Below are 12,578 nucleotides of genomic sequence, written 5' to 3' on the forward strand. Positions count from 1 at the left end.
TGCTCGCGATCCCAAGGGTTAAATCCGCGGCCATGCCAGCACACCAGCCCTCTTCGACGAGGATTCATCGGCTTTCGATTACAGCAGTCGCCCAACTTCCCATCATTTTAAAAATAAGCATATGGAAATGGTCCAAAAAACACTGATCCCCGGAGAGCAAAAGCTCGGCCACCAACTGCTCTGCCTGGCTGTGCTAATGTATTGCACCCTCGCCATGCTCGTGTTCTTCTTCATTGAAGAGGATAGTTATATTTATTTTCGAGCAGCGGAAAATATTGCAAATGGCAATGGCTATGTTTTTAATATCGGAGGAACTCCCGTTGAAACAGGTAGCGGACCTCTCTGGCAATACATGTTGGCCGCCGGGGTATTTCTAGGTGGAAATCCAGTATTGTTAATCAAACTATTCGGTTTGATTTTCGGCCTAGGCACCATCGTCACTCTCTACAAATCAGCGAGCGCCCTGACAAATTCAACCTGGGGCGGGCTTGTTTCTATAGCGCTGGCGGGCAGTATCCCATTCGTATGGTGGGCTAACAGCGGATTAGAATTGGCCGCGTACACATCTCTTCTCTCCACGTGCATCCTGATCGCTACCCAGCCAACGCGCCCCACCTGGCTGCGCACTTTGCCGTTCGCTCTACTGTTATTTGCCCGTCCAGAAGCCTTCCTGATAGTCCCCATTTTCATAGTAGCTTTATGGTTTTCACAACAGAAAGCATTTGCTCTGCGGGTGACTTTCACCTGCGCAACGAGCTACTTCAGCTATCTGGCATTTCGCTACTTCTATTTCCATGAAGTTCAAATTAGCGCCTTTTATGCAAAAATCACGGCAGAAGGCATCCATTGGAACTATGTTTGGTTTGTGCTTCACGAATTACGAATCAGCTATCTGATACTCCCAGCAATTCCAGCCATCTTTCTGCTAAGACGGATGGCTCACCCCAATCACTTTGCGATGATTTTGTTACTCTCCCTGATCGGAGTGTATTTTGCCGGCTCGAATTATGACTTTAAGCCGTATTATCGTTTTTATGCGCTAGCGCTTCCTCAGTTACTTCTGCTTTTTGCTTGTTCAATCCATGCACTAAGTCAATTAAAATGGAGAACCGCCAAAGTAGCTGTCGCAGCATATGCCGTTTGCGCCACAGTTGCCGCCGTCTGGATACCTCGAGTAGAAACATACAGCGGCCGCAGCCCTAATGTCTTATTCATTATGGCTCGCCTTATAATCGAAGATCCTTCACGCGCCTTTATTTCATATAGAGAAAAACTGCTCAACCCACAGCGCCAAGTACCGCTCGATGTTGCTCTGGAAAAACGCTCACCGCTGATGGGCGGGCAAAGTATCAATGAAAATTACCAAGCCGCCATTGGCCACTTTCTGTACGAGAACTATCCGCAAGGTCTGAGGTTCGTTTACGACCAAATGGGCCAGACCGCCTACTTGGCAGGACTGGATCAGCAGTTCGTTGACCTTCTGGGGCTGGCATCGCCGCCATTATCGTTGTATTACTTCAACCTGAACGCCGCCGACAATAGAACCAAGCAGCTATACAAAAATATCGTCGATCCACTCATTTCCTTGAGATCAGATAACAATCGCAATATCGACTTACAGAGCGCACTTCAGTATGTCTACGATAATGATCCTGATGTAGTTCTGATTCACAACTTTGTCGCCCAAAATCCCATGACCCTGACGTACCATTTATCGAACAGCGAATGGTTGCGCGAAAATTACGTGCCCCGTTATCGGTTGGCCACCTGGGTGACTGTTTATGAGCGCAAGCACCATCCGTACCCACTGAAAGCCACAAGCTTCCCGCCGGCCCTGGCCTTCGAGCAACTCTGACCGTCGATCCACAAGACACCGGCCTTGCGCCGGTGTCTTGCTTTCGGGCAACGCGAAAAGCGCTGGACATTGGTAGTAAGAAGGCCCCGGCCGGGCGATTTTTCGACCTTGGTATAAGAGCCAAAAATCGCCGAGTCCCTAGACTGGCGGCCTCGCACTTCCTACTGCCCGAGGTTTTCCCATGTTCCGTGATCGCGTGCGTATGTCCTCCCTGTTGGACAAGGTGATGACTGCCGACCAGGCCGCGGCCCTTATCAAGGACGGCATGACCGTCGGCATGAGCGGTTTCACCCGCGCCGGCGAAGCCAAGGCCGTACCCAAGGCCCTCGCCGAGCGCGCCAAGCAGGAGCCGCTGCGCATCAGCCTGATGACCGGTGCCAGCCTGGGCAATGACCTCGACAAGCAGCTCACCGAAGCCGGTGTCCTGGCCCGCCGCATGCCCTTCCAGGTCGACAGCACCCTGCGCAAGGCGATCAACGCCGGCGAGGTGATGTTCATCGACCAGCACCTCTCGGAAACCGTCGAGCAGCTGCGCAACCACCAGCTCAAGCTGCCGGATATTGCCGTCATCGAAGCCGTTGCCATCACCGAGGAAGGCCACATCGTGCCGACTACGTCGGTAGGCAACTCGGCCAGCTTCGCGATCTTCGCCAAGCAGGTCATCGTCGAGATCAACGTCGCGCACAACGCCAACCTCGAAGGCCTGCACGACATCTATATCCCGACCTACCGCCCGACCCGCACGCCGATCCCGCTGACCAAAGTCGACGACCGTATTGGCAGCACCGCGATCCCGATCCCGGCGGAAAAGATCGTCGCCATCGTCGTCAACGACCAGCCGGACTCCCCGTCCACCGTGCTGCCGCCGGACGGCGAAACCCAGGCCATCGCCAACCACCTGATCGACTTCTTCAAGCGTGAAGTGGATGCCGGCCGCATGAGCAACAGCCTCGGTCCGCTGCAGGCCGGCGTCGGTACCATCGCCAACGCGGTGATGTGCGGTCTGATCCAGTCGCCGTTCGAGAACCTGACCATGTACTCCGAAGTACTGCAGGACTCGACCTTCGACCTGATGGACGCGGGCAAGCTGCGCTTTGCCTCGGGCAGCTCCATCACCCTGTCTGCGCGCCGCAACGCCGAGGTGTTCGGCAACCTGGAGCGCTACAAGGACAAGCTGGTACTGCGCCCGCAGGAAATCTCCAACCATCCCGAAGTGGTCCGTCGCCTGGGCATCATCGGCATCAACACGGCGCTGGAATTCGACATCTACGGCAACGTGAACTCCACCCACGTCGGCGGCACGAAGATGATGAACGGTATCGGCGGCTCGGGAGACTTCGCCCGCAACGCGCACCTGGCCATCTTTGTCACCAAGTCCATCGCCAAGGGCGGCAACATTTCCAGCGTGGTACCGATGGTCAGCCACGTCGACCACACCGAGCACGACGTGGACATCCTCGTCACCGAGGAAGGCCTGGCCGATCTGCGTGGCCTGGCGCCGCGCGAGCGCGCCCGGGTGATCATCGACAACTGTGTGCACCCGTCCTACCGCGACGCCCTGAACAGTTACTTCGATGCCGCCTGCGAGCGCGGCGGCCATACCCCGCACATCCTGCGCGAGGCCCTGGAGTGGCATATCAATCTGGAAGAACGCGGCCACATGCTGGCGGCAAGCTGATTCCAGACGCCTTGCGGGTCATTCAGCAATGAATGGCCCGCCAGGGTTTACAGCCGGAAAAAAACCACGTAAAAACACTCCTGAACAGATTTTTATCCCGCTCCAACTGTTCAGCTTCCCTCGCCGACTCCTTGGCCGGCACCCTCGAAAGACCTCAGACATCCGCCAATTGCGCACCAGAATGGAGCGCAGCGGTACAGTTCGCCCCGAAAAAGACCATTACAGTTCAAAATTACAATCGGCTGACCAACCGCAATACAGTACAACTGTACCTGTCATCCCTGACCAAAAAGTCAGATCATATGCTCAATCCATTCAGCAACTGACTACTCGCCACAAGCGAGAAGGATGACCACCATGGAACGTACCCTCGGTTCCGCAGCTCTGAGCACCACCCGTAGCACCTCCAGCGCCCATCGTGGCCTCGTCGGCACCGTTCGCCTGTGGCAGCGCCGCATGGAAAGCCGCCGCCAGCTGGCCCGCCTGGATTCCCGCCTGCTGGCTGACGCCGGCATCAGCGAAGCGCAGCGTTACGCCGAACTGAACAAGCCGTTCTGGCGCTGATTCAACAGTACAACTGAGCCACACTCTCCAGGCTCGCTTTAACTGTACTGGTAGATTGCCTGAGGCCGCTCATCTGGAGCGGCCCTTGGCATTCTGGAAGTCCGCTTTTCTCGCATTACCGCCCCGCCCTGATCACAGAACAGCCAGCTGCAACGGTGGCGGTACAGTTCTGTTTTTTGCCTCGCTGTACTCCCGCAATAACCCTTCGCTGCCTCTGACGCGCACTCCCGACCAGTGCGAGCCTGTATCGACCGTCCACCACGGTCACCAGGAGGCCCGCCATGGAACGCGCACTGTCATCCGATCTGTCCACTCCGCGCCCAGCTCTGCAACTGCGTCGTCTGTTCGCGGTATTCGGCGAATGGCTTCGCAACGCCCGAACCCGTCGCCAACTTGCCGAGCTGACCAGCCAGCAGTTGGCCGATATCGGTATCAGCCCCAGCGAACGCGTGAGAGAAATCTCGAAACCGTTCTGGCGCTGAATGCTGGTGACGCCGATCAGTCTTGGCTAGTCTGACCACAGTTAGAGTGGCCGCCCCGGCCACCTTTTGTTTGGTCTTATCCGGAGCCACTCCATGAAGAACAGTCTTCGCCTGATCGCCGCCGCTGCCCTGATCGGCTGCGCCACCGGCGCCTACGCCACCAGCTTCGTCTACACCACCGACCTGTCGGTGCGCGCCACCGGGGCTACCTCCGACGGCACCTCGGATATCAGCAACTCCTTCAAGGACGACAAGATCGTCCTTGAAGCCCGTGACGACGCGGCCACCTTCGTCGCGAGCCAGGGCCAGATCCGCGGCGCGCACCTGGAAGCCGCCCTCGCCCACATCCGCAGCAAACTGCCGACCCTGGCCGCCAACGACCAACAGCTGGCCCAGGCGATCCTGACCATCTGATCGCTGTATCCTGCCGCGCCGGGCGCTCCGCCCGGCGCTCTGCGCTGGCTCTCTCCAGCGCATTCCGTTAGCCTTGGCGGTCGTACTTTTCCGATCGTCCGAGCCCATGCGTACTCTGCTGTTCCTACTGCCGCTGATTGCCTGTTCCCTGCCCGCCGAGGCATTCGACCAGACGACCCAGTTCCCGGTGGGGACCAGCTACGCCACCAGCCAGGTCACCAGCGGCCCCTTCGACAACAAACTGCTGCGTGGCGCACGCGACGACGCGGCGCAGTTCGTTGCCACCGACGGCGCCTTACGCGGCGCACGCCTGGAAGCTGCATTGCACTGGCTGCGCCAGGAACATCCGGGGCTGGCAGCGAACGATCGGGAACTGGCCGAAGCAATTCTTGCCAAATAAGTTGTGAGCAGCCCCAGCTGCCCTTTCGGAGACATCCATGCGCCTCAGCTCGCTTTCCAAGAGCCCCCTGATCCTCGGCCTGCTGCTCGCCGCCTGCGCGTCCACCGCCCAGGCCCAATCGGTAGTCCGCGTGTTCAACATCACCACCAACGCCTTCGCCCGCAGCATCGACTTCACCTCGGACACCACCACCTCCGTGCGTGACATGAAGGTCGTCCGCGAGGCCCGTGACGATGCCGCCAGCTACGTCGGCAGCGACGGTGCGATTCGTGGCGCGCAGCTCGAAGCCGCGTTCAAGGTGCTGCGCGAGCAGGTGCCGCAGGCACGCGAAGCCTCCGATCAGGACCTGGCCGAAGCCATCCTCGCTCTGTGAGACTCCGGGCTGGCCGCTGGCTGGCGGCCCTGGCACTGACTGTCGCCGCCAGCAGCCACGCCGCGCTCCGTCTGGAGCTCGACACCGACGGCCTGGGCGCTGCCCAGCGCCAGGCCAGCCAGCAACTGCTGGACGAAGCCCTGCAGACATTGCCGACCAGCTTCGTCGAGCGCCTGGACCGCAGCGTCCAGGTGCAGTGGCGCGACGACCTGCCCAGCAATGGCATGGGCCGCACCTTGCGTCCCGGTGCCATCGCCCTGAACAGCCGCTATCTGGGCCCACTCACCGACGGTAGCGCCGCCACCGAGCAGACCGGCCGCACCCATGGCACCTTGCGCCGCGAACTGCTGGCCACCCTGCTCCACGAACTGACCCACCTCTATGACCGCGCTCGCCTTTGGGACGCCGCCGAGGCCCGTAACATCCGTCGCTGCACGATGCGCGACAAGAGCCTCGGCCGCGTCGGTGCGCCGGATGAGTGCCGTGGCCAGACCGGCCGTCGCTTCACCCTCTCGGACGACCCGCGCCTGCTCGACCTTGCCGGCTGGCCGCAGTACGCCGGCAAGCACGGCGAGCGCGAGCAGCACAATCGCTTTCTGCTGCGCAGCCCGGACAAGTACGAGCTGACCAACCCGCGCGAGTACGTCGCGGTGAACATGGAGTACTTCCTCCTCGACCGCAGCTTCGCCTGCCGCCGCCCGACACTGTACCGGTACTACGCAGCGCGCTTCGGCGAGCGCCCGCATGACCAATGCTCGAACCAGTACGCCTACCTCAACGCCGGGCGTGACTTCGGCCGCCAGCCGCTGGGCTATCTCGACCCCGAACGGGTCTACGAGGTCGATTACCTGATCGCCGAGGCCAACAACGAGATCGCCAGCCGCTGGGGCCACACCATGCTGCGCCTGGTGGTCTGCGCGCCGGGGCGCCCGCGCGGCCCGGCCTGCCGCCTGGACCTCGACCAGCACCTGGTGCTGTCCTACCGCGCCTTCGTCGGTGACCTGCAACTATCCAGCTGGGACGGCCTGACCGGCGCCTATCCATCGCGCCTGTTCGTATTGCCGCTGTCCCAGGTGATCGAGGAATACACCAAGGTCGAGCTGCGCAGCCTTGCTTCGATTCCGCTCAGGCTCAGCCGCGATGAAGTTGCCAGCCTGGTCGAACGCTCGGCGCAGAGCCACTGGAGCTACGACGGCAACTACTACTTCCTGTCCAACAACTGCGCCGTGGAAACGCTCAAGCTGCTACGCAGCGGCATCCAGCGCCAGAGTCTGCAGGCCATGGACAGCATCACTCCTTACGGTGTGCTCGGCCTGCTGGAGAACAAGGGCATTGCCGATGCCAGTGTGCTGGACAACCCCAAGGAAGCCTTACGCCTGGGCTATCGCTTCGACTCCTTCCGCGACCGCTACCAGGCCATGTTCGACGTGCTGAAAAAGCGCATGAATGTCCCGAAGGACAAGGTGGAGGACTGGCTCGCGCTCCCCGCCACCGAGCGCCGCCCCTGGTTCGACAAGGCCGACCTGCGCTCCAGCGCCGCCTTGCTGCTGCTCGAGCAGGCCTCGCTGCGGCGTCAGCTGCTGCTCGCCCAGGACGAGCTCAAGCGCCTGTACCTGAGCAACCCGGACGCCATGCAGAGCAAGCCGGACCTCGCCGCGGCCGGCAAGACGCTGCAGCAGATCCTCGACGACAGCGGCTTCCTCAGCCGCCCGGCGGAGCTGCTCGACGGCGGCTACGGCCTGCCGCAGGCAGCGGAGACCACGACCCTGGAGAAACAGACGCAGCAGCGCCAGCAACGTCTGCGCCAGCTCAGCGACAACCTCGACCGCGAAGTGCGCGCCCTGCTCACCCCGGAACGCCGCGACGAGCTGGCGGCGCTGGAAGCCAACACCAAGCAGATCGGCGCGCACCTGCGCGAGCTGCACAAGGCATCGGGCGGGCTGGAGCTGCCCTGATACTCCGCCACTGCTCTTGTAGGATGGGTGGAGCGCAGCGATACCCATGCTGCCGCTGAGCCGCTAGCGATGGGTATCGCTGCGCTCCACGCCATCCTACGAAGGCTTCACCCTGCCGCCCTCTCGGAGCACTAAAGCTTCTCCTCCCACTCCTCTTCCAACTGCTCGTCCAGGTGAATCCACGGCAGCCGGCCGTTCACCCAGATATGCCGGTTGGGCAGCACCGTGGCGACCTCTTCCAGGGTCGCCGTGGTTACGTCCATGGTTTGCGGCGCGTGGTCGGTGAACAGTGCCAACTGAGCACCACAGTTGCGACAGAAGTAGCGCACGCAGGGCGGCGAAGAGCGGTACTTGGCAGGCTTGCCGTGGGTCCAGCGAAAGCTCTGCAACGGCACCGTGACCCAGGTCGTGACGATGCCGCCGGTGGTGCGCCGGCAGATCGAACAGTGACAGTGCGCAACGTCCGTCAGCTCGGCATCGCACTCGTAACGCAGTTGGCCGCAATGGCAGCCACCGGCATGTACTGCACTCATCGGTGATCCTCCCAGTCAGTCGTATTCGGCCGCTTCATGGTCGCCCAGCAGTCGGCGTTGTCGCGCCGTGCAGGCGGCAAGCACCTGCGGGTTGAAAGCCCATTGCAGGTAGGGCGAGAACTTCTGCGCGACCATTCGCCGGCCATAGTGCACCTGCAGCAGGTAGCGCGTGCGCTGGCTCAGATTACGGCTGCCGGCGTGCCACAGATCGCTGCGAAACAACAGGCAATCGCCTGCTGCACACAGCACCGGCTCGGCCGCCCTGCCCGCCCACTCGCGCTCGTCCGGCGCCGGCGTGCGGCCTGCGCGATGGCTGCCGGGAATCACCCAGGTGGGGCACAGCGCCTCGTCGATGTCATCGAGGTAGATTTGCGCCGTGCAGATGAACATGGGCAGATCGATGTCCGCCCCTGGCAGTGCAACCGGCAAGTAGTCCTGGTGCATATCGGCGCCGATGAAGCCGGGATGGCAACGCCAGGCGGTCTGACCGATCACGTGGCAGTCCGAGCCCAGGGCGGCTTCCGCCACCTCGATCAACCCCGGCGGATCGAGATAGGGCAACCATCGGGGGGGAACGGTTGAACACGCACTTGTAGTGATCCACCAGCCCTTCGTAATCCCAGTGGAAGGGCCGCAGGCCATCGATCAGCGAGCGCACTTCGACAATCTGCTCAGAGTCCAGCAAGCCGCGCAGCAGAACGAAACCGTCCTCGCGCAAGGCCTGCAGGGTGTCGCTCACGCCGACTCCCCGCTACCCAGCAGGGCCTGGGCGCGCTCCAGGGCATCGAGGAAGGCTCCCAGGACCTCTCCCGGCTCGGCGCCTTGCCGCGTCACGCAATGGAACTCCGAAACATAGGCCAGCTGTGCCGGCCGGATCGCCCGCAGGCGATCCTCGGCGACCCACTCCGCCGCGTAGTGCGTCGGCAGGTAGCCAATGAAAGTAGCGCTGAACACCAGGTTGGCGATGGCCTCCATGGTGTAGGCATTGGTGGCACGGCTGAAGACCAGCCCGTGGGGCCGGCGGCTCTCGGTCATGTAGCCACGCCCGACGTATTCGGCGGCGCAGATCTGCTCCAGCGACGGCTCGTCCGCCGCTCGCTCGAAGAACGGGTGCCCAGGGGCGCAGTAAAGGTTCTGCTCCTCGCGGAACAGCAACTGGTAGCGCAGGCCGGACAAACGATGGTGGAACGCGCCGATGGCCAGTTGCAGGCGCTCCTCCAGTACGGCGTTCTCCAGTTCGTCAGGACGCTGGGTATGCAGGTTCAGGCGCACCCGCGGGTTGCCGTCGCGGAATAGCCGGATGGCCAGCGGCAGCGGCCAGCAGTGCTGGCCGAGCACGCCATCGACGCAGCCCAGGTGCAGCACCTCGCGGTCGCGGCCGCCCAGCCCTGTCACCTGCTCGCGGAAGCGCTCGATATCGACGAACAGGCCGAGCGCCGCTTCATACAGTTGCTGCCCTTCCTCGGTGAGCTGGAAACCGCTGCTGCCACGCCGGCAGAGCGAATATCCCAGGCGCAATTCGAGATCGCGAACCAGCACGCTCAGCCGCGACAGGCTGGTATTCAGGCGCACCTGGGCGGCGGTGAAGCCGCCCGCCTCGACAATGGTGCAGAAGGTGCGCAGCAGGCGCAGGTCGATATCGGACAGATTGCCCAGCATGGGAGTTCTCGTGGCGGCGGGCGCAGGCCTTCCGTTATAGCGCCGAGCGCGCCGCCCCGTGAACCCCCAGGGCGGTCACCGGCGCGCAGCGACCGAATCGGCCAGGACGCAGAGCAGTTCGAACATCATGGTGGCGCCCACCAGCGCGGTCGCTCCGCCCTGGTCGAACGGCGGCGAAACTTCCACCACGTCGGCGCCAATCAGGTTCAGCCCCTGCAGGCCGCGAATCATGTGCTGCGCCTCCAGGGTGGTCATGCCGCCGATCTCCGGCGTTCCGGTACCGGGCGCGTAGGCCGGGTCGAGCACATCGACGTCGAAGGTGACGTAGGTCGGCTCCTGCCCCACCACGCGGCGGACTTCGGCGAGCGTGGCCTCCACTCCCAGGTCGGCGAACTCTTCCATGTGGATCACGCGGATGCCTTGCTCAAGGGCGAAGGCTTCGTCGTCGGCGTCGTAGATCGAACCGCGAATGCCGATCTGTACCGTGCGCTTCGGGTCCAGCAGGCCTTCCTCGATGGCCCGGCGGAACGGCGTGCCGTGGGTGTATGGGTTGTCGCCGAAGTAGCGGTCGTTGGTGTCGGAGTGGGCGTCGAAATGCACCATGCCGACGGGCCGCTCGGCGGCCAGCGCGCGGAAGATCGGCAGGGTCACCAGGTGATCGCCACCCACCGACAGCGGGATGGTGCCGGCGGCATGGATGCGCCGGTAGAAGCCCTCGATCTGCTTGAGCGAATCGAGCAGGTCGATGGGATTCACCGGGGCGTCGCCGATATCACCGATGCGCAGCAGGTCATAGGGCGCGATGCGGCTGACGTGGTGCACCTTGCGCATCAGGCTCGACTGGTTGCGCACCTCGCGCGGGCCGTGACGGGCGCCGGCGCGGTTGGTGGTGCCGCCGTCCCAGGGCACGCCGAGCAGGGCGATATCGACCTGCGCCGGGTCTTCGAAGATCGGCAGGCGCATGAAACTGGGGATGCCGGCAAAGCGGGGGACCTGCGCGGCATCCAGGGGTTGCGGGAAGTCGTGGGGCATGGGGCGTCTCCTGTCGGATTGGGGTTCAGTCGGCCTGCGCCTGCAGGCTGGCAGCCGGTGCGCCGGCGAGGCTGACCACCACGAAGGTGACCAGGCTGGCGAGCAGGCCGTAGGCGATGGGGGTATTGGCGAGCACGCCGTCGATGGCCATGAAGGCGACCACTACCAGGCAGCCCACGACGATGCTGGCCATGGCTCCGCGAGCGGAGGCGCGGCGCCACAGCAGGGCGCCGAGGATCGGCACCAGCAGGCCGCCAACGAGCAGGTTGTAGGCAATGCTCAGGGCACCGATGACATCGTTCACCAGGCACGCCAGGGCCAGCATCACCACGCCCATCAGCAGCGTGAACAAGCGGCTCTCGCGCAGGCCGTTGGGCGCGCCGGGGCGCAGGAAGCGCGCATAGATGTCCTCCTGGAACACCGTGGCGGCAGCCAGCAGGCAGCCCGAGGCGGTGGACATGATGGCCGACAGCGCCGCTGCCACGACCAGCCCACGCAGGCCCGGCTGGAGCACCTGGCGGGTGACTTCCGCATAGGCGTTCTCCGGCACCGCCAGGTTGGGTAGCAGCACATGCGCGGCGGCGCCGATCAGTGCACAGGCCAGGCCGTAGAGCATGCAGTAGACGCCCGCGCCGAGGCCGGCGTAGCGCACCACCTTCTCGCTGCGTGCGGTGAACACGCGCTGCCAGATGTCCTGGCCGATCAGGGCGCCGAAGAAGTACAGCAGGAAGTAGGTGAGGATGGTGTCCAGGCCGATGTGGCCGAGATCGAAGAAGCCCGCCGGCAGCACTTCCTGCATACGCGACAGTCCGCCCGCCTGCTGGATCGACAGCGGCAGCAGCACGGCGAAGATGCCCAGCGTCTTGATCACGAACTGGATGATGTCGGTGAGGGTCAGCGACCACATGCCGCCGATCACCGAATAGACAATGACGATGCCGCCGCCGCAGAGGATTGCCGGAATGCGCGGAATCTCGAAGACCACCTCGGTCACCGAGCCGATGGCGATGGTCGCGGTGACCGCCACCATCAGGTCGTAGGCGACCATCACGATGCCACCGATCAACCGCGAGGACGCCTGGTAGCGCTGCTCGAGGATCTGCGTGACGGTATAGACCTTCAGCCTGGCGATCTGCCGCGAGAACACCAGGCTGAGGACGATGATCCCCAGGCCCAGCATGAACACCAGCCACAGGCCGGACAGCCCGTAGAGGTAGCCGAGCTTCACGGTGCCGATGGTGGAAGCGCCGCCGAGCACCACCGCCGCCATGGTGCCCAGGTAGAGCCCCGGGCCGAGGCGGCGCCCGGCCACGAGGAAGTCGTTCTGGTTGCGCGCCTTGCGCATTCCGTACCAGCCCAGGGCAAGCATGCCCAGGGCGTAGACCAGCATGATCAGGTAATCGAGCAGCATCGCGGGGGGCTCCTGTTGTTGTTGTGTGGGAATCAGGCCTTCGCCCCAGCAGCCTGATGCGCCTCGCCCCGCCGGCAAATCCCCGAAGCCGGAAGCCAACTTTCGCTGCCGCGAAAGTGCTGCTCCAGCCTCAATCCACAGTCCATCAGTCGCTCTTCCGGGCACCTCTCGCGAAAAACTTCTGCCTCCCCAAGTGCTTGATTCGTATACGTATGTTATCGT

At 62.9% G+C, this 12,578-nt stretch carries 12 protein-coding genes and 1 pseudogene; 8 read left to right on the top strand and 5 right to left on the bottom strand.

Features of this window, described 5'->3' with window-relative positions:
* Window positions 1–121: 121 nt before the first annotated feature.
* The 8 genes from N5C91_RS08040 to N5C91_RS08075 all read left to right on the top strand — a co-directional run bounded on the left by N5C91_RS08040 (window position 122) and on the right by N5C91_RS08075 (window position 7,721).
* Window positions 122–1,855, top strand: coding sequence for a hypothetical protein (locus N5C91_RS08040; protein ID WP_279828890.1), 1,734 nt, complete (start codon window positions 122–124; stop codon window positions 1,853–1,855).
* Window positions 1,856–2,036: 181 nt separating this feature from the next.
* Window positions 2,037–3,533 (top strand): acetyl-CoA hydrolase/transferase family protein, encoded by a 1,497-nt coding sequence (locus N5C91_RS08045; RefSeq protein ID WP_236172269.1) that lies wholly within the window; start codon window positions 2,037–2,039, stop codon window positions 3,531–3,533.
* A gap of 357 nt (window positions 3,534–3,890) precedes the next feature.
* Entirely contained in the window at window positions 3,891–4,097 is a 207-nt protein-coding gene (locus tag N5C91_RS08050; RefSeq protein ID WP_015474893.1) for a DUF1127 domain-containing protein, read from the top strand.
* A 281-nt stretch (window positions 4,098–4,378) separates the two neighbouring features.
* Window positions 4,379–4,579: a DUF1127 domain-containing protein gene (locus tag N5C91_RS08055; protein WP_279828894.1), complete on the top strand. Its 201-nt coding sequence runs from the start codon at window positions 4,379–4,381 to the stop codon at window positions 4,577–4,579.
* 93 nt (window positions 4,580–4,672) lie between these two features.
* Window positions 4,673–4,993 (top strand): DUF2388 domain-containing protein, encoded by a 321-nt coding sequence (locus N5C91_RS08060; protein ID WP_236172271.1) that lies wholly within the window; start codon window positions 4,673–4,675, stop codon window positions 4,991–4,993.
* A gap of 106 nt (window positions 4,994–5,099) precedes the next feature.
* Entirely contained in the window at window positions 5,100–5,393 is a 294-nt protein-coding gene (locus N5C91_RS08065) for a DUF2388 domain-containing protein (protein WP_236172272.1), read from the top strand.
* A 37-nt stretch (window positions 5,394–5,430) separates the two neighbouring features.
* Window positions 5,431–5,766: a DUF2388 domain-containing protein gene (locus tag N5C91_RS08070; protein WP_017517696.1), complete on the top strand. Its 336-nt coding sequence runs from the start codon at window positions 5,431–5,433 to the stop codon at window positions 5,764–5,766.
* Window positions 5,763–7,721 carry a DUF4105 domain-containing protein gene (locus N5C91_RS08075; RefSeq protein ID WP_279828900.1) on the top strand — a complete coding sequence of 653 codons (1,959 nt, stop codon included), beginning with the start codon at window positions 5,763–5,765 and terminating at the stop codon, window positions 7,719–7,721. Before N5C91_RS08070 ends, N5C91_RS08075 begins: the two co-directional genes overlap by 4 nt.
* Before the next feature lie 131 nt (window positions 7,722–7,852).
* Here the strand turns inward: N5C91_RS08075 and N5C91_RS08080 are convergent, their stop codons facing one another.
* The 5 genes and pseudogenes from N5C91_RS08080 to N5C91_RS08100 all read right to left on the bottom strand — a co-directional run bounded on the left by N5C91_RS08080 (window position 7,853) and on the right by N5C91_RS08100 (window position 12,356).
* Window positions 7,853–8,254, bottom strand: coding sequence for a GFA family protein (locus N5C91_RS08080; RefSeq protein WP_279828902.1), 402 nt, complete (start codon window positions 8,252–8,254; stop codon window positions 7,853–7,855).
* A gap of 15 nt (window positions 8,255–8,269) precedes the next feature.
* Window positions 8,270–8,993: pseudogene (locus tag N5C91_RS08085) on the bottom strand (phytanoyl-CoA dioxygenase family protein).
* Window positions 8,990–9,913 carry a LysR family transcriptional regulator gene (locus tag N5C91_RS08090; RefSeq protein WP_279828905.1) on the bottom strand — a complete coding sequence of 308 codons (924 nt, stop codon included), beginning with the start codon at window positions 9,911–9,913 and terminating at the stop codon, window positions 8,990–8,992. Before N5C91_RS08090 ends, N5C91_RS08085 begins: the two are co-directional and overlap by 4 nt.
* Window positions 9,914–9,988: 75 nt before the next feature.
* Window positions 9,989–10,945, bottom strand: coding sequence for an agmatinase (speB, locus tag N5C91_RS08095; protein WP_236201831.1), 957 nt, complete (start codon window positions 10,943–10,945; stop codon window positions 9,989–9,991).
* A 25-nt stretch (window positions 10,946–10,970) separates the two neighbouring features.
* Window positions 10,971–12,356 (bottom strand): sodium:solute symporter, encoded by a 1,386-nt coding sequence (locus N5C91_RS08100; RefSeq protein WP_236201830.1) that lies wholly within the window; start codon window positions 12,354–12,356, stop codon window positions 10,971–10,973.
* Between the last annotated feature and the right edge of the window lie 222 nt (window positions 12,357–12,578).

This window comes from Pseudomonas sp. GD03903, from assembly GCF_029840045.1.
Taxonomy (GTDB): Bacteria; Pseudomonadota; Gammaproteobacteria; order Pseudomonadales; family Pseudomonadaceae; genus Pseudomonas; species Pseudomonas pseudonitroreducens.